This window comes from Lentibacter sp. XHP0401, assembly GCF_025751535.1.
In the GTDB taxonomy this organism is placed as follows: Bacteria; Pseudomonadota; Alphaproteobacteria; order Rhodobacterales; family Rhodobacteraceae; genus Lentibacter.
On record NZ_JAOWLC010000001.1, the window covers coordinates 65,886 to 86,945 of the forward strand.

At 58.9% G+C, this 21,060-nt stretch carries 23 protein-coding genes, 1 other RNA gene and 1 pseudogene; 18 read left to right on the forward strand and 7 right to left on the reverse strand.

Going from position 1 to position 21,060, the window contains the following annotated elements:
* Positions 1-138 precede the first annotated feature (138 nt).
* Entirely contained in the window at positions 139-945 is an 807-nt protein-coding gene (locus OE750_RS00360) for a pseudouridine synthase (RefSeq protein ID WP_263760225.1), read from the reverse strand.
* Positions 946-1,007: 62 nt separating this feature from the next.
* Here OE750_RS00360 and OE750_RS00365 point away from each other — a divergent pair, with 62 nt between their 5' ends.
* A complete protein-coding gene (locus OE750_RS00365) occupies positions 1,008-1,454 on the forward strand; it encodes a nucleoside deaminase (RefSeq protein ID WP_263760226.1) in 447 nt (148 codons plus the stop codon).
* A 98-nt stretch (positions 1,455-1,552) separates the two neighbouring features.
* Here the strand turns inward: OE750_RS00365 and OE750_RS00370 are convergent, their stop codons facing one another.
* Positions 1,553-2,248 (reverse strand): metal-dependent hydrolase, encoded by a 696-nt coding sequence (locus tag OE750_RS00370; RefSeq protein ID WP_263760227.1) that lies wholly within the window; start codon positions 2,246-2,248, stop codon positions 1,553-1,555.
* Positions 2,249-2,488: 240 nt separating this feature from the next.
* Here OE750_RS00370 and gatC point away from each other — a divergent pair, with 240 nt between their 5' ends.
* From gatC to rnpB, 5 genes are all read left to right on the forward strand, one after another.
* Positions 2,489-2,776 (forward strand): Asp-tRNA(Asn)/Glu-tRNA(Gln) amidotransferase subunit GatC, encoded by a 288-nt coding sequence (gene gatC / locus OE750_RS00375; RefSeq protein ID WP_263760228.1) that lies wholly within the window; start codon positions 2,489-2,491, stop codon positions 2,774-2,776.
* Complete coding sequence (gene gatA / locus OE750_RS00380) at positions 2,776-4,263, forward strand: Asp-tRNA(Asn)/Glu-tRNA(Gln) amidotransferase subunit GatA (protein ID WP_263760229.1); 1,488 nt, start codon at positions 2,776-2,778, stop codon at positions 4,261-4,263. Before gatC ends, gatA begins: the two co-directional genes overlap by 1 nt.
* A gap of 48 nt (positions 4,264-4,311) precedes the next feature.
* Positions 4,312-5,073 (forward strand): hypothetical protein, encoded by a 762-nt coding sequence (locus OE750_RS00385; protein WP_263760230.1) that lies wholly within the window; start codon positions 4,312-4,314, stop codon positions 5,071-5,073.
* A 14-nt stretch (positions 5,074-5,087) separates the two neighbouring features.
* A complete protein-coding gene (locus OE750_RS00390; RefSeq protein WP_263761153.1) occupies positions 5,088-5,753 on the forward strand; it encodes an N-acetylmuramoyl-L-alanine amidase in 666 nt (221 codons plus the stop codon).
* Positions 5,754-5,908: 155 nt separating this feature from the next.
* Positions 5,909-6,303, forward strand: an RNA gene (gene rnpB, locus OE750_RS00395) — RNase P RNA component class A.
* A gap of 20 nt (positions 6,304-6,323) precedes the next feature.
* Here rnpB and OE750_RS00400 read toward each other — a convergent pair.
* Positions 6,324-7,172 (reverse strand): annotated as a pseudogene (locus OE750_RS00400) (DMT family transporter); the annotation flags it as partial.
* Positions 7,173-7,330: 158 nt separating this feature from the next.
* Between OE750_RS00400 and rpmG the strand changes: the two are divergent.
* Entirely contained in the window at positions 7,331-7,498 is a 168-nt protein-coding gene (rpmG, locus tag OE750_RS00405) for a 50S ribosomal protein L33 (protein WP_068241894.1), read from the forward strand.
* Between the two features lie 86 nt (positions 7,499-7,584).
* Here rpmG and OE750_RS00410 read toward each other — a convergent pair whose 3' ends face one another.
* The gene (locus tag OE750_RS00410) at positions 7,585-8,214 is read right to left on the reverse strand and encodes a LysE family translocator (protein ID WP_263760232.1); all 630 of its coding nucleotides are present in this window, start codon (positions 8,212-8,214) and stop codon (positions 7,585-7,587) included.
* Positions 8,215-8,692: 478 nt separating this feature from the next.
* Here OE750_RS00410 and OE750_RS00415 point away from each other — a divergent pair, with 478 nt between their 5' ends.
* Positions 8,693-9,121: a GNAT family N-acetyltransferase gene (locus OE750_RS00415; protein WP_263760234.1), complete on the forward strand. Its 429-nt coding sequence runs from the start codon at positions 8,693-8,695 to the stop codon at positions 9,119-9,121.
* 64 nt (positions 9,122-9,185) lie between these two features.
* Here the strand turns inward: OE750_RS00415 and OE750_RS00420 are convergent, their stop codons facing one another.
* Both OE750_RS00420 and OE750_RS00425 read right to left on the reverse strand, forming a co-directional pair.
* Entirely contained in the window at positions 9,186-9,920 is a 735-nt protein-coding gene (locus tag OE750_RS00420) for a Bax inhibitor-1 family protein (protein ID WP_263760236.1), read from the reverse strand.
* A gap of 128 nt (positions 9,921-10,048) precedes the next feature.
* A complete protein-coding gene (locus tag OE750_RS00425) occupies positions 10,049-10,267 on the reverse strand; it encodes a DUF1127 domain-containing protein (protein WP_263760238.1) in 219 nt (72 codons plus the stop codon).
* Positions 10,268-10,405: 138 nt separating this feature from the next.
* Here OE750_RS00425 and OE750_RS00430 point away from each other — a divergent pair, with 138 nt between their 5' ends.
* Positions 10,406-11,263 (forward strand): LysR family transcriptional regulator, encoded by an 858-nt coding sequence (locus tag OE750_RS00430; protein WP_263761156.1) that lies wholly within the window; start codon positions 10,406-10,408, stop codon positions 11,261-11,263.
* On the opposite strand, the gene OE750_RS00435 is transcribed toward OE750_RS00430, so the two are convergent.
* Positions 11,260-12,219, reverse strand: a complete 960-nt coding sequence (locus tag OE750_RS00435; RefSeq protein ID WP_263761158.1) for an NADPH:quinone oxidoreductase family protein — start codon at positions 12,217-12,219, stop codon at positions 11,260-11,262. The genes OE750_RS00430 and OE750_RS00435 overlap by 4 nt on opposite strands.
* A gap of 395 nt (positions 12,220-12,614) precedes the next feature.
* Here OE750_RS00435 and OE750_RS00440 point away from each other — a divergent pair, with 395 nt between their 5' ends.
* The 9 genes from OE750_RS00440 (at position 12,615) to OE750_RS00480 (ending at position 21,048) form a co-directional block, all read left to right on the forward strand.
* Entirely contained in the window at positions 12,615-12,986 is a 372-nt protein-coding gene (locus OE750_RS00440; RefSeq protein ID WP_263760240.1) for a helix-turn-helix domain-containing protein, read from the forward strand.
* Between the two features lie 68 nt (positions 12,987-13,054).
* The gene (hisN, locus tag OE750_RS00445) at positions 13,055-13,849 is read left to right on the forward strand and encodes a histidinol-phosphatase (protein ID WP_263760242.1); all 795 of its coding nucleotides are present in this window, start codon (positions 13,055-13,057) and stop codon (positions 13,847-13,849) included.
* A gap of 115 nt (positions 13,850-13,964) precedes the next feature.
* Entirely contained in the window at positions 13,965-15,302 is a 1,338-nt protein-coding gene (locus OE750_RS00450) for an 8-oxoguanine deaminase (protein WP_263760244.1), read from the forward strand.
* Between the two features lie 2 nt (positions 15,303-15,304).
* On the forward strand, positions 15,305-15,751 hold the full coding sequence (locus OE750_RS00455; RefSeq protein WP_263760246.1) for a CAP domain-containing protein: 447 nt from the start codon (positions 15,305-15,307) through the stop codon (positions 15,749-15,751).
* Between the two features lie 68 nt (positions 15,752-15,819).
* Complete coding sequence (mgtE, locus tag OE750_RS00460) at positions 15,820-17,202, forward strand: magnesium transporter (protein ID WP_263760248.1); 1,383 nt, start codon at positions 15,820-15,822, stop codon at positions 17,200-17,202.
* A complete protein-coding gene (locus OE750_RS00465; RefSeq protein WP_263760250.1) occupies positions 17,199-17,756 on the forward strand; it encodes a 5-formyltetrahydrofolate cyclo-ligase in 558 nt (185 codons plus the stop codon). The genes mgtE and OE750_RS00465 overlap by 4 nt, the downstream gene beginning before the upstream one ends.
* A 94-nt stretch (positions 17,757-17,850) precedes the next feature.
* Positions 17,851-18,339, forward strand: a complete 489-nt coding sequence (locus tag OE750_RS00470; protein WP_263760252.1) for an OsmC family protein — start codon at positions 17,851-17,853, stop codon at positions 18,337-18,339.
* A gap of 9 nt (positions 18,340-18,348) precedes the next feature.
* The gene (locus OE750_RS00475) at positions 18,349-19,161 is read left to right on the forward strand and encodes a TIGR00282 family metallophosphoesterase (RefSeq protein ID WP_263760254.1); all 813 of its coding nucleotides are present in this window, start codon (positions 18,349-18,351) and stop codon (positions 19,159-19,161) included.
* Positions 19,162-19,269: 108 nt separating this feature from the next.
* Positions 19,270-21,048 carry an SLC13 family permease gene (locus OE750_RS00480; RefSeq protein ID WP_263760257.1) on the forward strand — a complete coding sequence of 593 codons (1,779 nt, stop codon included), beginning with the start codon at positions 19,270-19,272 and terminating at the stop codon, positions 21,046-21,048.
* The last annotated feature ends 12 nt before the right edge of the window (positions 21,049-21,060 follow it).

A 21,060-nucleotide genomic window follows, 5' to 3' on the forward strand; every position in this document is an offset into this window, starting at 1 on the left:
TTTTGCAAGCCGGTTTCTGTCATAAATCCCCCAGATATCCCCAAGTGTCTGTTCCTGTTAACCTAAGGGAGGTGCGCGCAAGGCGCTAGGGGGAAACGGCGGGATTTCGCCTCAAGGCGGGGATTCGCCCGAAATGGCCTAGCGTGTGCGGCGGCGCATCGGCTTTTTGCGTTGTGTGGGCTTTTGGGCCTCCGGCTCGGGGGCTTCCAGCCCAAGCTGGTCGCGGATGACTTTGGCGCGCAGTTCCTGCACCTCGCCTTGCTTCAGCTCTCCGAGCTGGAAAGGGCCGTAGGAGACGCGGATGAGGCGGTTGACGGAAAAGCCAATGGCCTCCATCGCACGGCGGATTTCGCGGTTTTTGCCTTCGCGTATACCCAGTGTAGCCCAAGCGTTTGCGCCTTGCTGGCGGTCGAGCGTGACTTGCATCGGTTGAAATGTCTCGCCGTCAACGGTGATGCCGCGGCGCAAGGGTTCGAAGCTTTCCTCTGTCGGGCGGCCATTGATGCGCACGCGATAGCGGCGCAGCCAGCCTGTCGAGGGCAACTCGAGCTGGCGTTTGACGCCGCCATCATTGGTGAGCAACAAAAGCCCTTCCGAGTTGATATCGAGCCGTCCGACAGACATGACGCGCGGCAGATCCTCGGGGAGTTTGTCAAAGATCGTGGTGCGGCCTTGCTCATCATTGTTGGTTGTGACGAGGCCTGCAGGCTTATGATACAGCCACATGCGGGCAGGTTCGGGTGCTTTGAGGGCCTTGCCGTTGACGACGACCTTATCGGTGCTTGTCACGTTGAGGGCAGGGCTGGTGATGACCTTTCCATTGACCGAGACGCGGCCTTGCTCGATCAGCCGCTCGGCCTCGCGGCGGGACGCCACGCCTGCGCGGGAGATGACTTTGGCGATGCGGTCGCCTTCAGGGGTGTCTGGTTTGGGTGTGTTGCTCATAAGGGGGGCTTAGAGCATTCGCGCCTCTTGCGAAAGAGGGCTTTGATGGGGCATGTGAGGATATGGGTTTTGATACACATATGGACGTGGCGCTTGAGCAGGCGCGCTTGGCGGGCGAACGGGGCGAAGTGCCTGTGGGCGCGTGCCTTGTCATGAACGGTGACGTTGTGGCGCGGGCAGGCAACCGCTGCCGTGAACTCAACGATCCGACGGCGCATGCGGAAATGCTGGTGATCCGCGAGGCTTGTGCCACGCTGGGGCAGGAACGGCTGGAAGGTGCGGCGCTTTATGTGACGCTCGAGCCATGCCCGATGTGTGCTGCGGCGATTGCGGCGGCGCGTGTGGCGCGGCTTTATTACGGGGCGAGCGACCCCAAGAGCGGCGGTGTGGCGCAGGGGGCACGGGTGTTTGAGCATCCGCAGTGCCATCATGTGCCCGAGGTCTATGACGGGATCGGGGCGCGGGCAAGCACGGCTTTGTTGGAAGCTTTTTTCGCAGGAAAGCGTTGAGGCGGGGTCGAATTTGCTTCGCAAATCCGACCCCGCCGGGGGGCTAGCCCCCCGGACCCCCCAGGATATTTTCAGCAAGAAAAAAAGGAGCAGTGGTGCTAGGTGAAGCGGATGGGCTCCAGCACCTCCGGTTCGATCACTTCGACCTCGGGGAGCTCTCGCGCGAGCAGCTCTGCGGACTGTTCAAGGATCGGGAAGGTGCGGTAGTGGCCGGGGATCAGGGTTTTGAAATTGAAGAACTTTTTGGCAGCGTAGGCTGTGCGGCGCATGTCCATTGTGAAGTGTCCACCGGCGGAAAGGACGCCGATATCAGGCGCGTGGAGATCATGGATTATGGCCATATCGCTCATGACATCGGTGTCGCCCGAGTGATAGATCGAGTGGCCTTCGCCCTCGATGACGAAGCCGCATTCAGAGCCAGGGACATTGGGGCCGGCCTCTGTGCCGAAAGAGCTTGAGTGAACGGCGTTGACCATGGTGACGCGCACGCCGCCGAGATCAACCGTGCCGCCCTTGTTAAAGCCAATGGTTTCAATGCCTTCCGTGGCCTCCCAGTGGCCCATAAGATCGTATTGACCGACCACGGGAATGCCGAGCTTTTTGGCCAGTGGCAGAACATCTATGACGTGATCGAAATGCGCATGGGTGAGCAGGATGTGGGTTGCGCCCTGGATGGCTTCCTCGTGACGCGCCTCGGGCATCATAGGGTTGCCTGTGAGCCAGGGATCGACCAGCAGAACCTTGCCGCCGATGGCGTAGCGAAACGAGCCGTGTCCGAGCCAGATGATTTGCATGATGGGTCTCCTGAAAAGGGCGTGGGGCTTTCTATATGGCAAACAGTATATACAACAGTATGGACAGGGGAAGGCATGTGATGTTGCGGGTTTGGCGGGGGCGGGATTCTGGTATTTGGGAACAGAAGAAGCTGAAAGGCGGGGCAAGAGTGTCAGACTTGGAGTTTGGAGCAAGGAAGCAGGTTGAAGCGGAGCGCGCTGCGCGCTAAAGGCTGGACAACACAAAACGGAGTGACAGCCATGTCGATTGACAAGGACACAGCGGCCAAAGTGGCCAAGCTGGCGCGGATCAGGGTTGAGGACGCGGATTTGCCAGCCCTCGCCGAAGAATTCAACGCGGTGCTCGGCTTTATCGAGCAGTTGAGCGAAGTGGATGTCGAAGGTGTGGAACCGATGGTGTCTGTGACGCCCATGCGCCTGCCCCGGCGGGTTGATGAGGTGACGGACGGTGGCCAGCAGGCCAAAGTGCTCGCCAATGCGCCTGATGCGCGTGAAGGCTTCTTTGCGGTTCCGAAGGTGGTTGAATAATGGCTGAACTGAACAAAATGACGATTGCTGCGGCGCGGGATGCGCTGCGTAAGGGCGATGTGACAAGCGCTGAGCTGACCGAGGCTTGTCTGAGCGAGATAGACAGCGCGGGCGCTTTGAATGCATTTGTGCACCATACTCCCGAGATTGCGCGCGCACAGGCGGCGGCGGCGGATGCACGGATCAAGGCGGGCGATGCGCCGGATATGTGCGGGATACCGCTCGGCATCAAGGATTTGTTCTGCACCAAGGGGGTGCCGTCTCAGGCGGCATCCAACATCCTCAAGGGCTTCAAGCCGGAATATGAAAGCACGGTGACCAGCCAGCTTTTTGATGCGGGTGCGGTTATGCTGGGCAAGCTCAATATGGACGAGTTTGCCATGGGCTCCTCAAACGAGACCAGCGCTTACGGGAACGCGGTGAACCCCTGGCGGCGCGGCAATGATGACTCGGCGCTGACACCGGGCGGCTCTTCGGGCGGCTCGGCCTCTGCTGTGGCGGCAGACCTTTGCCTTGCTGCAACAGGCACAGACACGGGTGGCTCGATCCGCCAACCTGCGGCCTTTACCGGCATTACCGGCATCAAGCCGACGTATGGCCGCGTTAGCCGCTGGGGCGTTGTGGCCTTTGCCTCAAGCCTCGACCAGGCAGGGCCGATGACCAAGGATGTGCGCGATGCTGCGATTATGCTGGAGGCGATGTGCGGCCATGACGCGAAGGACAGCACCAGCGCCGATCTGGCTGTGCCGAATTTCGAGGCCATGCTGACGGGCGACATCAAGGGCAAGACCATCGGTATTCCGCGCGAATACCGTATGGACGGAATGCCGGAAGAGATTGAAAAGCTCTGGGCCGAGGGCACGGAAATGCTCAAGGCGGCGGGGGCGAAAATCGTTGATATCTCGCTGCCGCATACGAAATATGCTTTGCCGGCCTATTATGTGATTGCGCCTGCGGAGGCATCTTCGAACCTCGCGCGCTATGATGGTGTGCGCTATGGCCACCGTGCCAAGCTTGCCGCGGGTGATGGCATCACCGAGATGTATGAAAAGACCCGTGCCGAAGGCTTCGGCCACGAAGTGCAGCGCCGTGTGATGGTGGGGACTTATGTGCTTTCGGCGGGCTTTTATGACGCCTATTACAACCGCGCGCGCAAGGTGCGCACGCTGATCAAGCGTGACTTCGAGACTGTGTTTGCAGACGGGATTGACGCGATCCTGACCCCGACCACGCCGAGCGCGGCCTTTGGCCTTGGTGAAATGTCGGATGCGGACCCGATTGCCATGTATCTCAACGATGTTTTCACTGTGACGGTGAACCTTGCGGGGCTTCCCGGTATTGCTGTGCCAACCGGTGTGGACAAGCGAGGCCTGCCTCTGGGGCTGCAACTTATCGGCCGTCCTTGGGAGGAAGGCGATTTGCTGAATACCGCCTATGCGCTGGAGCAAGCGGCAGGATTTGTAGCCAAACCGCGAAAATGGTGGTAACTGGCTGCAAATTTGCAAGTTTTTGCATGAAAATAGGCAGGACGTATCGTGAAAAGATTTTTGGTAATAAGTGCGGCGGCTTTGGCTCTTGCCGGTTGTGCGCCAGCAGTTCCGGACAGCGGCGCGCCTGACCCCGGTGCCGGCGTGGGCTTTGGCGACTATAACGAGTATCAGCAGAAGCAAGCGGCGCGCGAAGCCCAGCTGAATGGCACTTCACTGCCAGCGGCGAGCGCCGTGAGCCAGGAAACTCTGGGGGGCAGCACCAATGATGTTGCCGCCGAGGCGAGCGCTGTTCTGGATGCGACGCGCCCTGCGGGGCAGGCTATTGATGCGAGCCCGAGCAACCCCGCGCCTGCTGTTATCAACGCGGCTGGTATCTCTAAAGAGAACGACTTTAACGCGGTAGATTCGCAGCGCACGATTCAGGATGACGCGGCGCGACAGGCTGCTCTCAAGGCGCAGTATCAGGTTGTGGAAGCCACCGAAGTGCCGACGCGCGCAGGCCGCTCCGGGCCCAATATCGTTGAGTATGCCTTGAGCACGTCGCGCCCGCGCGGGCAGGGGGTATACCGCCGTGTCGGGCTGAACCTTCAAGCCAAATACACCCGCAACTGTGCCAAATATCCATCGCCTGATCTGGCGCAGAGCGAGTTTCTGGAGCGCGGCGGACCCGAGCGCGACCGCCTTGGGCTTGACCCCGACGGGGACGGCTATGCCTGCACATGGGACCCGGCACCCTTCCGTGTTGCGAAGACAGCCGGCCTTGCAGCGGCTGAGCCTGCCGAGAACGCGGCCCTTGGGGAAGAGTGAGCCCTGAGGTGAAGATCACTGAAGTTTTATCGCCCAATCGGGGCGCGCGCCGTGAGGCTGCGCGCCCCGATTTGCTTGTGCTGCATTACACGGCCATGCAGAGCGCGGGTGCGGCTATCGAGCGGTTGTGCGCACCCGAGGCCGAGGTTTCGGCGCATTATGTGATTTGCGAGCGCGGTGGCGTAACGCGGCTTGTGCCCGAGGCGGAGCGCGCGTGGCACGCGGGTGCTGGGCGCTGGGGCGATGTGTGCGATGTCAATTCGCGTTCGATCGGGATCGAACTGGCGAACTGTGGCGATCATCCGTTTCCCGAGCCGCAGATGAGCAGCCTTGAGGTGCTGATGCTCGGGATTATGGCGCGGTGGGGGATTGTGCCGGAGCGGGTCATTGGGCATTCCGATATGGCGCCGGACCGAAAGGGCGACCCCGGGCCAAGGTTTGATTGGGCGCGGCTGGCACGCGGCGGGTTGTCTGTCTGGCCTGTCGAGGGTGTGGCGGGTGATTTTTATGCAGATGCGGCGCGGTTTGGGTATCCTGTCGGAGATGTTGCGGATGCGCAGGTTTTAGAGGCGTTTCGGCTCAGGTTCAGACCTTGGGCGAGCGGGGCTCTGAGCCATGAGGATGCAGCTTTGATGGCGGGGTTGGCGAAGCGTTGGCCAGTGCTGCGCGAAAACGCCTGAGGGATTGCGCCGCCTTTGGCATCGCCAAGTAGGGGGCTCTGCCCCCTGGGTTCAAAAGCTGCAGAGCTTTTGAACCTTACCCCCGAGGTATTTTTGAACAGAAGAAGATCAGTCGAGATTGACGGCGGGGGTGAGGCGGACTATCTGCGAGGGGCGCGGAAGGCTGGATGGCCGCTGTGAGATATCCGCTTGCGGATGCTCGTAGAGGAAAGTCCGGACTCCACAAGACAACGGTGCCGGGTAATGCCCGGGCAGGGCGACCTGACGGAAAGTGCCACAGAGAAGAGACTACCTTCGTGACATCGCTTGCGATGCACTTGGGAAAAGGTGAAACGGTGGGGTAAGAGCCCACCGGAGGGCTGGCAACAGGCCTCGCAGGGCAAACCCCACCGGGAGCAATGCCGAATAGGGACCTCGCTACAGGCCGTCTTGGTCTTGAGGTTCGGGTAGGCAGCTAGAGGGGCGTTGGCAACAGCGCTTCAAGATGAATGGTCATCCAGAGCGGGGCAACCTGCTTGGACAAGATCCGGCTTATAGGCCTTCCGCGCGTTTATCTGATGTGACGATATAGAGGCCTGCGAGGAGCAGCGCGGCACCTGCAAGCTTGAGCGGCGTGGCTGTTTCTCCGACCACAATGAGAGCGAGTACCCAAGCTGTGAGGGGCTCGGCCAGCGCCAAAGTGACGGCTGTTGAAGCCGGGAGCGCTTTGAGACCCCATGTGTAAAGTGCGTAGGCGAGGCCTGTCGAGCCGAGGCCGAGGGCAAGAAGCGTGAGCGGGGCCGTGCCTGCGAAGGCCCATTGCCATGGGACGAGCAGGAAGACGGGTGTTGTGAAGAGTGCGGCCAGTGTGAAGGTGCCGGCAGCTATGGCGGCGGGTGGCGCGTGTTGGGCCATGCGTGAGGAGGTCAGCGAGTAGGTCGCGTAGGAGAGGCCCGCAGCGGCAGCGAGCAAGAGGCCGAAGGGGGTGACACCACTGGAGGAGCCCGAGAGCACCAGAAGTGCAGCACCAGCTATTGCAATGGCTTGGCCGAAGGCTTTGCGCGGGCTCGGTCGGCAGCGCAGCACGGCAATGTCATAGGCGGCGACCCAGAGCGGGGCGGAGCCGATGGTGACCGCTGTGCCAAGGCCGACGCCTGCGCGTGCCACGGCGGCAAAGAAGAGCAGGTTGTAAGCGGCGATGGCCGCAGAGGCGAGCAGGAGTGGGGCTTTGGGGATCTGGCCGAAAGCGGCGTGGGCGGCAGGTTGAAGGCTTGCCAGAAGGATGAGAGAGGTGGCTCCGATCCAGAGCCTGAGCGCGCCGACAACCAGAGGTTCGCGCGCCTCGGGCAGGATGCTTTGCAATGTGCCTGTTGTGCCCCAGAGCATAGCTGCGGCAAGGACAGCCAGTGTTGCTGTGAAAGTGGTCGAGCGGCTGGTCATAAGGGCTTTTGCTCTTTGCGTGGCGCAGTTGCAAAGCAATTCTTTGCAAGTGCTGCGCTTTGCGGTTGACTCGGGCGCGCATGTCCTTAAAAGGCAGGCTTCAAGAGATTTCACGGGTTGTGCGCCATCTGCGCCAGCCCAGCCGCAGGAGAAGCCCAATGGCGAAGCCAACCACGATCAAAATCCGCCTGAACTCGACCGCAGGCACAGGCCACTTCTATGTGACCAAAAAGAACGCGCGTACGATGACAGAGAAAATGTCTGTCCGCAAATACGACCCCGTTGTGCGCAAGCATGTTGAATATAAAGAAGGTAAAATCAAGTAAGCCTTGGTTTTGACTTTGTGAAATTGTGCCGCTCCGTTTGGGGCGGCCTTTTTCGTTGTGCCCTTGTCTGGCGGAGAGGGTGCGGATCAGGGCGCCTGGATGCGGGCTGTCAGCACCTTGAGGCTTGCGGCGCCGAATCCGAGAGCGAAGGTGGTTTCAAATCCGCGTCTGAGGCGCAGGTAGCTTCGTGTCATGGTGTGCGATGAGAACAAGAGCGCGTAGCCGTGAAAGATGATTGCGCTTTGGAGGCCGACGGCGAATATGACGATTGCAAGATCGGCGGGAGATGCGCTTAGGGGAACGCCGAGAGAGTAGAGCGCACCGAAAAACAGGATTGCTTTGGGGTTGGTCAGGTGCAGCAGCAAGCCTTTGGTGAAAAGGCGGGGGGCGCTGCCTGCGACGGGCTTTAGGGCGATGTCTTTGTGCGAGAGAGCCGAGCGCGCGGATTTGTAGGCTAGATACATGAGATAGGCTGCGCCGAAATAGCGGATAACTTCGAATACCCACGCATGGGCCAGCATGAGCGCGCCGAGGCCGAGGGCGGCTGATATGGACCAGATGAGCGAGCCAGTGGTGATGCCGAGCGCCAGAGGCAGGCCCGCGGCGCGGCCAGAGGCCATAGATGTGCCCGCTATGGCCAATGTCGCGGGGCCGGGGCTTGCCACTGCAACGAGGGCTGCGAGCAGGATGAGGGGGAGATTTACATCAACGGGCATGGGCGTGGCCTTATTTGGGGTTGCACAAGCTTCGTGCGCGGGGAGGCGCGTGTCAAAGACAAATAGATCGTTGCTCATCTAGATCGTCGCTCATCCGGTCCTCATGTGCTTTGGTAAATGGTCGTTAGATCACTCTCTGTCATCATGGCAAGCTGGGGAAGGTCATGGAATGCAGTGGCAGTGAGGGCGTGCGCAGGATGAGCTGGACTCGCCTAGTGGAGTATGGCGGGTGTTTCCGCTGAACTGGGGAAGCTGTTGACAGTGTAGAAATTCGAGACCTAATGTCGCCTCATGTGCATGAAAACCAAACTGTTTACGATCTACTATCATTGCCTCGTTTGAGCGCGGTGTATGCACTTTGACATGATGCCGCCGTCGGGTGGCACATCTATGGGCTCCTGCGGTGTAAAGGAGCTTTTGAATGATACAGGATAATTTATGTTTACCGACCTCTTTCGGGGTGGTGAGGAATGTGCGCTTGTCCGATACGGATAAGGTTGTTGCGCTTGTCAGCAAGTTGGCAGCGTATCACGGTGATGTCGCAGCGCTGACGCGGACAGAGTTTGAGCGGGATGTTTTTGGAGACAGGCCGTGGATATATGTGCTTGTTGCGGAAGCAAAGGGAGAACTGGTCGGCTATGCTGCGCTTTGTGGATTGATCCAGCTTCAGTTTGGTGCACGCGGGATGGATATGCACCATTTGTTCGTTGAGGAGGCGTTTCGTGGACGTGGAGTCGGGCACGGTCTTGTGGAGGCTTGCATGAGCAAGGCGAGGCTGTTGTCGTGCCGGTATCTGGCTGTTGGAACGGACCCCGAAAATCAGGCGGCACAGGCGTTTTACGAGGGTCTGGGGTTTGCGCGCAGAGATGCGCATCCTCCGAGGTTTTCGATGCGGCTTGAGGGATGACGCCTTACAAAAGAAAAAGGGCCAGCGCGGTGGCTGGCCCTTCGGGTGGTTTCAAGCGTTTCGCTTAGTCGCGCGGCATGAAGAGGAACATGATCGAGCGGAACATCGCGATGAAGCTGATGTAGAGTTGCAGCGCACCGATGATGGCGGCTTTCTCGAGGAAGAGCTCTGCCTCTTGGCCGCCATGCTGGCGTGCGCCGAGGTATGTGTTCTTGATGTCTTGTGTCGAGGTGGCTGTGAGCACGGCGAAGACGCCGAGGATTGCCACGTTCATCCACCATACACCGTTGGCCCCCATGCCACCTGTGACGAAGCTGAAGATACCGATCGCGACAAGGCCCCAAGCCATCATCGTGGCGACCTGGCCGATGGGGCCGAGATTGCGCTTGGTGAGGTAGCCTGTGAGGCTAAGGCCAAGGAAGGCGATAGCCGTGTAGAGCAGGCCCATGATGACGCTGGTCATTGAGAACATGATGAAGATTACTGAAAGCGACACGCCTGTAAGCGCGGCGTAGGCCCAGAAGATCATGTTGATGCTGGCGACGCTGAGGCGTTCGAACGCGAAGTTTGCGACCAGAACAAAAGCCAGCGGGCCAAAGATGACCGCGTAGACGATTGGTGGCACGAGCAGGAACTGCTGTGCTGCCGGGCTTTGGGCCACGAGGTAGGCCAAAGCAAAAGTTGCAAGGAGTGCAGCCGACATTAGGCCGTATACCTTGTTCATATGGGCGCGAAGCCCTTGGTCTATTGCGGCGGCATGCGTGCGCGCACCGGAATGGACTGTATCAAATTCTGCCATGTGTTGGCCTCCGAGACGTTGAATTGGCGTTACGTGGTCCTTTTTGCAGAACCCTCGGAGTAAATATCGGTTAGGTGGAGCTGTTTTTCAAGCTTTTCAGTTACCGATTTGGTCAGGATTTGAGTGTTTTAGCTGCGCCAGGTTTGTGGAACGTCCCAAATCGGGCGTTTGGCCTCGTTTCTGGCGGCGGTTTTGTCCATGCCGATATCGCAAAGTTGATCGCCGGTGAGGCTTGCGAGGGCGCGGCGGCTGCGGGACAGTTGCAAGAGGCGCAGGATGGAGTGGCCGAGACCTGTGCGAGATACGGGAGTGGAGCAGTGGCTTTGGCAGGTGGATGAGGCGTGCATAGTCTGGCCTTTCTGTGATGCTTTTTTGAGTTCAATCAATCTTGTTGATGTATATCCCGTGAGGGTATATAAGGAAAATGAATGTTATTGAGGGTTATCATCTGAATTTGTGATGTATTGGAGTTGTAAGTGCGGAATATGGATGTGGCGGTGTTGCGCTCGTTTGTGGCGGTGGTTGATAACGGCGGGGTGACGCGCGCGGCGGGAGTTCTGAACCTCACGCAATCGGCTGTTTCCATGCAGATCAAACGGCTGGAAGAGCTGCTCGGGTTTGCGTTGTTTGACCGTGTGGGGCGCAAGCTTGTCCCGACGGCGGCGGGGGAACAGCTACTGGGTTATGCGCGCAAGCTTGTTGCGCTGAACGACGAGGCGGTGACGCGCCTGATGCATCCGGCCTTTGAGGGGGTTCTGCGCTTCGGCGTGCCGCATGATCTGGTGTATCCTGTCATTCCGCAGGTATTGCAGCAATTTGTGCGGGCCTTTCCACGGGTGAAAATCCAGCTTGAAACCGGCTTTACGGCGGGCTTGCACGCAAGCTTTGCGCGCGGAGAGCTCGACATTATTCTGACGACAGAAACACAGCTGAAAGAGGGCGGCGAGACATTGGCCGAGCTGCCCCTCGTCTGGTACGGGCGGCAGGAAGGCCATGCGTTTCAGAAGCGGCCTTTGCCACTGGCCTACGCGCGCACTTGCGTGTTTCGCCCGCAAGTGACCCGCGCTCTGGATGCGTCGGGGCTGGCTTGGGACATGGTGGTTGATACGGAGGCGGACGCCAGTGTGACAGCTATGGTCGGGGCGGACCTTGCTGTGATTGCGCTGCTCAAGGGGCAGGAAATTGCGGGGCTTGCGCCTTTGCCGCGCGGCCACGGGCTGCCCGATCTGCCGCTCCAGAAGGTGAACTTGTATCAAGCCAGCGGCACAATGCCTGACGTGCTGGCGCATTTCACCCAACTGCTTGAGGCAGGGTTTTCAACGATCAAGGCAGAGGCGGCTTAAAGCGTGATCACGACTTTTCCTGTTGATTTTCGGGCGCGCAGAAGGTCCATGCCCTCGGTGGCTTGCTCAAGTGGCAAAGCGTGGCTGACATGGGGTTTGATTTTGCCCTCGGCGTGCCAGCGGACAAGCTCGGCGAGGCTATCGGTGACAACAGAGGGTTTGAAGGCAAGGTAGCCACCCCAGTAAAAGCCCATGACGGTGAGGTTTTTGACCAGAAGGATATTGGCGGGGATTTGCGGCACTTCGCCCGAGGCGTAGCCGATTGTGAGGAGGCGGGCTTCCGGGTTGCAGGCGCGCATGGCAGCTTTGAACTGATCGCCGCCGACAGGGTCGTAGACCACATCTGCCCCGCCGAGTGCGCGCACGGCCTCGCGGATATCATCGGTTTTGGCATCAATCAGGTGATCGGCCCCCGCCGCGCGAGCGACAGCAAGCTTATCGGCCCCGCGCGCGCAGGCAATGACTGTTGCGCCCATGAGCTTGCCGATTTCGACAGCGGTGAGGCCAACGCCGCCAGCTGCACCCAGGACCAGCAAAGTGTCACCCGCTTTGAGGCCTGCTTTATAGCCAAGCGCAACATGGCTTGTGCCGTAGGCCACTTGCAAGGCTGCGGCTTCGACCATATCCGCGCCTTCGGGCAGGGGAGTGACGCGCGACGCCTCAAAGCAGGCATAGTCTGCCAGCCCTCCCTGACCGCCGAAGACGGCAACAGGCGTGCCGACAGCTGGACCGCTCACGCCCTCGCCCAAGGCATCGACCACACCGGAGACTTCCATACCCATGGTGAAGGGGTAGGCTGGCGTGTCTTGGTATGTGCCTTGCACCATCAGAAGATCGGCAAAGTTGAGCCCGCAGGCGGAAATCTTGATGCGCAGCTTGCCGCGCGAGGGTTTGGGGCGCGGGATCTCTTGAATTTCGGGTGGCTGGCCTTTGGCAAGGCAGCGCAAGGCGCGCATAGTGGGGGCTGGCATGACAGTGTCCTTTCTGGGGGACGGGATCGGGCTTGATGAGGCATTTTCCAGCAGTTTTGCCTTGGTGTCCGGGTAAGGTAAACCGCCAATCGCGTGTGCTTGCGGGGGAATGTCTGTGTGAGGCTTAACCGGGTAGTGGACTTACGTAAGGGTAAACCTTGACAAGAGGGGGGGCTAAACGCCTAATACGTGTGCTGAAGGATTTGTTTAGCTTTATGCGGTAGTCCTTGGGCGAGTACACATCGTGGCAGAGTTTAAAGAGGTTTTTTTCCCCTTACAGTTTAGTCAGAATTGCTGGCATGTTGAATTATTGAAAGCGTTATTACCGCTTGGGAAACCACTTGGCATGAAGTGTAAAAGAGTGATTTGAGGAGTAAAATATGGCCCATCCCGTAGATGTTCATGTTGGCAAACGCCTACGCCAGCGGCGCTGGCTTGCCGGCATGACTCAGCAACAGTTGGCCGAGAAGGTCGGCATTAAATTCCAGCAGATACAGAAGTATGAAACCGGGGCAAACCGTGTCAGCGCCTCGCGGCTCTGGGATATTTCAGAAGTGTTTGATGTACCTGTTGCATATTTTTTCGAAGGGATTGAGGCGTCAGAAGCCTTAAACACCAAGGACGAGAATATCCCTGCGGATTTGCTTGGCGACAAAGAAGCGATGGATCTCATCCGGTCTTATTATTCTATACCGGAAAACCAGCGCAAACGCCTGTTTGAGCTGGCGCGGGTTTTGAGCGACGCTGCTTAACAGGTGAGGCATGCCTTGCGTCCGGGGGCCGAGCTACGGCATAGAAGCCGTAGCAGGAGGCACTGAAGATGCAGTATGACACAGACGAATTGGTAAGCACTGCGCATGGGTTGGCCGAGGCCGCCCGAAGCGTGGTGCTTCCTTATTTTCGTGCGACAGGGCTGATGGCCGAAAACAAGCTTGCCACGGGATTTGACCCTGTGACAGAGGCCGACAAAGCCGCCGAGCGCGCCATGCGGGCGCTGCTGGCGCAACTGCGGCCTGATGATGCGATTGTGGGCGAGGAATATGGTGCTGCCAGCGGCACATCGGGGTTGACCTGGGTGCTGGACCCGATTGACGGGACGCGCGGCTTTATGTCGGGCACGCCGACTTGGGGGGTGCTGATCTCGCTTTGCGATGCGGACGGGCCGATCTTCGGGATGATCGACCAACCTTATATAGGCGAGCGTTTCTGGGGCGGGTTCGGAGCCGCCCAGATGAGCGGACCGCATGGGGCAAAGGTTTTGACCACACGCGCCGGCAGGCCGCTGTCGGAGGCGATATTGTTTACAACTTTTCCGGAAGTGGGCAGTCCCGCGGAGCGCAAGGGCTTTGAGAGCGTTGCGAAAGAGGTGCAGCTTACGCGCTACGGGATGGATTGCTATGCGTATGCTCTTTTGGCTGCCGGACAGATTGACCTTGTGATCGAAGCGGGGCTTTCCAACTATGATATTTGCGCGCCGATCGGAGTGATCGAGGCGGCAGGCGGAATTGTGACCGACTGGGAGGGTGGCAAGGCGCATGGCGGCGGGCGCGTTCTGGCGGCGGCAAACGAGCAGCAGCATAGAGAGGCGCTTGGCCTTTTATCGCGCATCACGTGACGGTAGGCTTTCAGGATCTGCCAGATTGGCCTATATTCTACGGGTGATGCGCTTCTAGGCCCTTTTCCAGCGACACGGTTTTGAACATGAGGGGGCACCATGACGAGGTGCTGACATGGCTGAAACACTGATCCGCGGCGCGGACCACATACTGACAATGAACGACAGGCGTGAGGAGTTGCGCGGCGCGGACATCTTGATCCGTGATGGCCGGATTGCGGCTGTGGGCCACGGGCTTGCGGGGCAAGGCACTGTGCTTGAGGCCAGAGGCTGTGTGGTGACGCCAGGCCTCGTAAATACACATCACCACCTTTACCAGAGCCTTACCCGTGCGGTTCCGGGCGGGCAGGATGCGCTGTTGTTTGGTTGGCTTAAAACGCTTTATCCTATCTGGAGCAGGTTCGGCCCCGAAGAGATGTTTGTGAGCGCGCAAGTGGGGCTTATCGAGCTGGCGCTGACGGGCTGCACCATGAGCTCGGACCATCTTTACCTTTATCCCAACGGCGCGCGGCTGGATGATACGATTGCAGCGGCGGCGGAAATTGGCTTGCGTTTTCATCCTACGCGCGGGGCGATGAGTATCGGCGAAAGTGATGGGGGCCTGCCGCCTGACAGTCTTGTGGAGAGCGAACGGGCCATTCTGGAAGACAGTATTCGCGTGATTGATGCGCATCATGATGCGCGCGAGGGTGCGATGGTGCGGGTGGGCGTTGCGCCGTGCTCGCCTTTTTCGGTGAGCCGCGATCTGATGCGTGAGGCGGCTATTCTCGCGCGCGACAAGGGCGTTATGCTGCACACCCATCTGGCGGAAAATGATGAAGATGTGGCTTATAGCCTTGAAAAATTCGGGTGCCGCCCGGGGCAGTATGCAGAAGATCTGGGCTGGACGGGGCCAGATGTCTGGCATGCGCATTGCGTTAAGTTGGATGGGCAAGAGATTGATTTATTTGCACGTTCCGGCACGGGAGTTGCGCATTGCCCGTGCTCCAACTGCCGTCTTGGCTCGGGGATCGCACCCGTGCGCGGGATGCGCGACGTGGGTGTAAAAGTTGGCCTTGGTGTGGATGGCTCGGCGAGCAATGACACAGGGCAGCTTATGGCGGAGGCGCGCCAGAGCATGTTGTTGCAGCGGGTGGCAAACGGGGCTGATGCGATGAGTGCGCGTGAGGCGCTGGAGATTGCCACGCGCGGGGGCGCAGAGGTGCTGGGGCGGCCTGACTGTGGACAGATTGCAGCGGGCAAATGTGCTGACATCGCGATTTGGGACACACGCGGGATCGAAAGCGCGGGCAGTTGGGACCCTGCGGCGCTTTTGCTTGCGGGGCCAAGCCGCGTTAAGGATTTGTTTGTGAACGGACGTCATATTGTGCAGGATGGTCATATGCCGCACCTTGACCTTGCGGCCATAGTTGCACGCCAGAATAAACTGGCGGCCAAGCTCATGGAGGCCTGAACATGCAGGTGATGAAACAGATGATAGGCGCGATTGCGCTATGCTTTGCAGCGACGATGACGCCTGCCCAGCCTGCCAGAGACGTGGTGCAGATGGTGAATGCCTTGCGCGCGCAAAACGGGCTTCATGCGCTTCAGATCAGCGGCCAGCTCGAGCAAGCTGCCGAGGGGCATGCTGCCGACATGGCGCGGCGTGGCGTTCTGAGCCACAAGGGCTCTAATGGCTCGGACCCCTCACGGCGCGCCAAGCGTGCCGGTTACAAGTTTTGCACTGTGGCTGAAAATGTAGCAGCGGGGCAGGAAAGCGCGGCCGAAGTGATGCAGGCCTGGGCCAATTCTGCGGGGCATAGGCGCAATATGCTTAAGCCCAAAGCGCGTGATATAGCTGTTGTGCGCGGCCCGAATAACACATGGGTGATGATGCTTGCCGCCAAGCGGGGCCAGTGCTGAAAAGCAAATCGCCGATTGCCCCTGCTTCGGCTTGCGCATAGGTTACGCGCAAGCGAACGGGGGCCGATTTGGACGAGCAAGACATCGAATTACCTGAGCCTGAAGAAGAGGCCTATCAGCTAAGCCGCCGCGATGTGGATGCGGTTCTGGAAGCTGTGGAAGAGGGCGACCGCGACAGGGTGATCGCGCTGATGGAGCCGATGCATGCGGCCGACATCGCCGACATGCTGGAGCAGATCAGTTCGGCGGACCGGAATGCGCTGATTGAGCTTTATGGTGTCGAGTTTGACGGGGATATCCTCTCGGAGCTTGACGAAAGCATCCGTGAAGATGTGATTGCGGCGCTGAGCCCTGAAGTTCTGGCTGATGCGGTGCGCGACCTTGAGTCGGACGATGTTGTCGATCTTCTGGAAGACCTTGAAGCGCAGCAGCAGGAAGCCATTTTTGATGCGCTGGATGAATCGGATGCGGTGATCGCGCGTCAGGCGTTGAGCTATCCCGAGGAATCTGCGGGCCGCCTGATGCAGCGCGAGGTTGTTGCTGTGCCCGAGCATTGGACTGTGGGCGATGCGATTGACTTCATGCGCTCGTCTGAAGATTTGCCCTATCAGTTTTACCATGTCGTGCTGGTCGATCCGCGGATGCATCCTGTTGGGAATGTTACGCTGGGTCGCATTATGGGGGCGCCGCGCAAGCAGATTTTGATGGAGCTCACCGAAGAGGTTTTCCAGATTATCCCTGTCGATCAGGATGAAGGCGACGTTGCTTATGCCTTCAACCAGTATCACCTGATTTCGGCGCCTGTTGTGGATGATGAGGGCCGTCTTGTGGGGGTGATCACCATTGATGACGCTATGGCGGTGCTTGATGAGGAGCACGAAGAAGACATCATGCGCCTTGCGGGTGTGGGTGAGGGCAGCCTGACCGACCGCGTGATCAGCACTACAAAGCGGCGCTTTCCGTGGTTGGCTGTGAACCTTGTGACAGCGGTGCTGGCAAGCCTTGTGATTGCGCAGTTTGATGTGGTGATCCGCGATTTTGTTGCGCTGGCGGTGCTGATGCCGATTGTGGCCTCGATGGGCGGCAATGCAGGCACACAAAGCCTGACCGTGGCCGTGCGCGCGATTGCGACCAAGGATTTGACCAGCTCCAACGTCTGGCGGGTGATCCGACGTGAGGTGCTTGTGGGCGCGGTGAACGGCACAATTTTTGCTGTGGTGATGGGTATTGTTTGCATACTCTGGTTCTCCTCGACGACTTTGGGAATGGTGATTGCTGCGGCGATGGTGATTAACCTTGTTGTGGCGGGCTTTGCCGGCACAGTGATCCCTGTCGTTTTGGAGAAGGTGGGGGTTGACCCTGCGCTGGCCTCGGGTGCCTTTGTGACGACAGTTACAGATGTTGTCGGTTTTTTTGCCTTCCTCGGATTGGCGGCGTGGGTGTTGATATGAACGATCTTGCGGACTTGAAAGCACAGGCCCGCAAACAGGCTTTCGCCCGCCGCAAAGAGGCGTTTGAAGCGGCGGGCAAGGCGCAGGCCGGTTATCTTTCGGAAGTTCTGGCGGGCCACAGGGGTGTGCCATTGTCGGGCTTTTTGCCGATCAGAACCGAGATTGATCCGTTGCCCGCGATGGAAGAAGCTGCGGCGCACGGGCCTGTGGCAGTGCCTTATATTGTGGGCAAGGGGGAGGCTCTCAAGTTTGCCCTCTGGGAGCCTGATTGCGCGTTGGTTGAAGGCGCGTTCGGCGCCATGGTGCCTGCGGAGCTTGATTTTATCGAGCCGGAAATTCTGATAGTGCCGCTGGTTGCATTTGATCTCAAAGGCGGGCGGCTCGGGTATGGCGGTGGATTTTATGACCGAACGCTGGAAAGCCTGCGCGCCAAGCGGGCGACTTTGGCTGTCGGCTTTGCATTTGCGGCGCAAGAGGCGGCCAGTCTTCCGCTGGAAGCAACGGATCAGACGTTGGATATGATCGTGACTGAGAGCGGGATTATTACGGTGTGAAGCCCTTTTGCAGAGCGTTCCCACCCGCCCGCCCCACGCTCTGCAAAAGGGCTGCCTCCGGCGGGGATATTTTTAGTAAGAAAAAGGATCGGCCATGAGTCACGCACATGATTTTGATGCCAAGGTTGTCTGGACCGGCAATCTTGGGACGGGCAACGAGAGCGACAAGGGGTATGCGCGCACGTGGGAGGTGCGCACAGAAGGCAAGCCAGTGATTGCCTGCTCCAACGATCCGCTCTTGGGCGGTGATCCGCGTCTGCACAACCCTGAAGATATGTTGATTGCCGCGATTTCGGCCTGTCATATGCTTTGGTATTTACATCTTGCGTATGAGGCTGGCGTGGTGGTGCTTGGGTATGAAGATGATCCTGTGGGACATGGCGAGAGTGAGCCGAGCGGTGCGGGGCGATTTGTGAGTGCAGAGCTTCGCCCTCGCATCACTTTGGCGGCGGGAACCGACCTTGCGCGTGCCGATGCGGTACATTCAGAAATTGCCAAAGTGTGTTTCATTGCGCGCTCCGTGGCCTTTCCTGTGCGTTACAAGGCGCGATACAAGATTGCATCAGTTGCGCCTGGGGCCTAAGAGTTTGGCATGAGACTTCTATTTTTAGGTGATGTGATGGGCCGCGCGGGCCGCCGTGCTGTGTCTGAGCGGCTCAAGGGCCTTCGGGAGGCTTGGGGCCTCGATTTTGTTGTGGTTAACGGAGAGAACGCCAGCAATGGCATGGGGCTATCGGGCGAACATGCCAAGGCGCTTCTTGAAGCAGGTGCGGATTGCCTCACTCTGGGCGACCATGCGTTTGACCAGAAGGACATGCTGCAATTCATCGGCAGCGAGCCGCGGATTTTGCGGCCCGTAAACTTTGCCAAGGGCGCACCCGGAACTGGCGCGCGGGTGTTTCAGGACGGGCGCGGGCGCAAGGTGCTTGTTGCGCAGGTGTTGGGGCAGGTTTTTATGAAGCGGGCGTTTGAAGACCCGTTTGGCCAGATTGATTTGGTTTTGAAAAAGCATATTCTGGGCGGTGCGGTGCAGGCGGCGATTGTCGATGTGCATTGTGAGGCGACTTCGGAGAAAATGGCTATGGGCCATTTCTGTGACGGGCGCGCGAGCCTTGTTGTGGGCACGCATACTCATGTGCCGACGGGGGACGCGCAGATTTTGCCGCAGGGCACAGCCTATCTGACGGATGCGGGAATGTGCGGCGATTATCTCAGCGTGATTGGTATGGAAAAAGCCGAGCCGATGCGCCGCTTTGTGACGGGCATGGCCAAGAGCCGTTTTACACCGGCAAACGAGGAGGCCACGCTTTCGGGTATTTTTGTCGAGACCGATGACCGCACGGGCAAGGCACTGAAAATAGCCCCTGTGCGCGTGGGCGGGCGGCTTCAGGAGGCCACGCCTTAAAGCAGGCTTTTGATGCGGATTTTAATGGTGTTCTGCGACAAGGAAAAACTTGCGGCTTACCGCCTTGAACGTGACAATGTGTAAAGATTTAAAAAGAGGCAGGGCCTGATGGGATTATTCGAACTGAGCCAGACAGCACAGGCGTTTTTGGCGCTTTTGGTTGTTGTGGGCATGTTTGTGTTTTTTGTGCGCGAAACCTACCCTGCAGAAGTTGTGGCGATTGCGGGGACAGCGCTGATGCTGGTGCTGGGGTTACTGCCCTATGAAAACGCGCTTGATGTGTTGTCAAACCCTGCGCCATGGACGATTGCAGCAATGTTTATCGTGATGGGCGCGTTGGTGCGCACGGGGGCTTTGGAGGCTTTTACCAGTGTGGCCGACAAGACAGCGGCGACGAACCCTGTGCTCGCCATCGGACTTTTGATGGGGTTTGTGGTGATTGCCTCGGCGTTTGTATCCAACACGCCGGTTGTGGTTGTGATGATCCCCGTGTTTGTGCAGCTTGCAAAAACAATGGGGATGTCAGCTTCAAAGCTGCTTATTCCCCTGTCTTATGCAGCTATTCTGGGCGGCACGCTGACGCTGATCGGCACATCGACCAACCTTTTGGTCGATGGTGTGGCGCGGGCCAATGGGCAGGCTGCGTTTACCATTTTTGAAGTGACGCCGCTTGGGATTGCACTGGTGATCTGGGGGATGATTTACCTGCGTTTTATTGCACCAATGCTGTTGCCTGAGCGTGACAGCATGGCCAGCTTGCTCAGCAACCGCTCCAAGATGAAGTTTTTCACCGAGGCGGTTATTCCGCCCGAGAGCAACCTGATTGGCCGTGAGGTCTCGGGTGTTCAGCTCTTCAAGCGGGATGGTGTGCGTCTGATTGACGTAATCCGCGGGGATGCCTCGCTGCGGCGCAATCTGGCTGGGGTCACATTACAGGTAGGCGACCGTGTGGTTTTGCGAACCGAGATGACAGAGCTTTTGAGCTTGCAGAGCAACAAGGAGCTAAAGCGGGTGGATCAGGTTTCAGCCGTTGAGACGACAACTGTTGAGGTGCTGATTACGCCCGGGGCAAAGATGGTCGGGCGCAAGCTGGGCGCGATGCGTCTGCGCCGCCGATACGGGGTTTATGCGCTGGCGGTGCACCGTCGTAACCAGAACATTGGCCGCCAGCTTGACGAGCTGATTGTGCGGGTGGGGGACACGCTGCTGCTGGAAGGTGCACCGGACGATATCCACCGTCTCGCCGATGATATGGAGCTCGTAGAAGTGAACCAGCCGCAGGCGCGTGCTTTCCGCCGTGGCCATGCGCCGCTGGCGATCGGGGTGATGGTCGGCTTGGTGCTGCTGGCGGGCCTGGGTGTTGCGCCGATTTTGCTTCTGGCGGTTCTGGCTGTAGCGATTGTGCTGTTGTCGCGCTGTATTGATGCGGAAGAGGCATTTTCCTTTGTGGACGGGCGCCTGCTTGCACTGATCTTTGCTATGTTGGCGATCGGCGCGGCGTTGCAGGCGACGGGTGCTGTGGAACTGATTGTGCGATCCATTGCGCCCGTGCTGTCGGTTTTGCCGCCATTTCTGATTATCTGGGCGATATACCTGCTGACATCGGTGCTCACAGAGCTTGTGAGCAATAACGCTGTGGCTGTGGTTATTACGCCTGTTGCGATCGGGGTCGCCGATGCGCTCGGGATTGATGCGCGGCCTTTGATCGTGGCGGTGATGGTTGCGGCGAGTGCTTCGTTTGCAACGCCGATCGGGTATCAGACAAACATGCTGGTGTATGGCCCCGGCGGATATAAATTTACCGACTTTATGCGCGTGGGCATACCGCTGAATTTGACGGTGGGTCTGTTGGCATCGGCGCTGATACCGCTGCTCTGGCCGCTTTAACCCCTTTCTTTT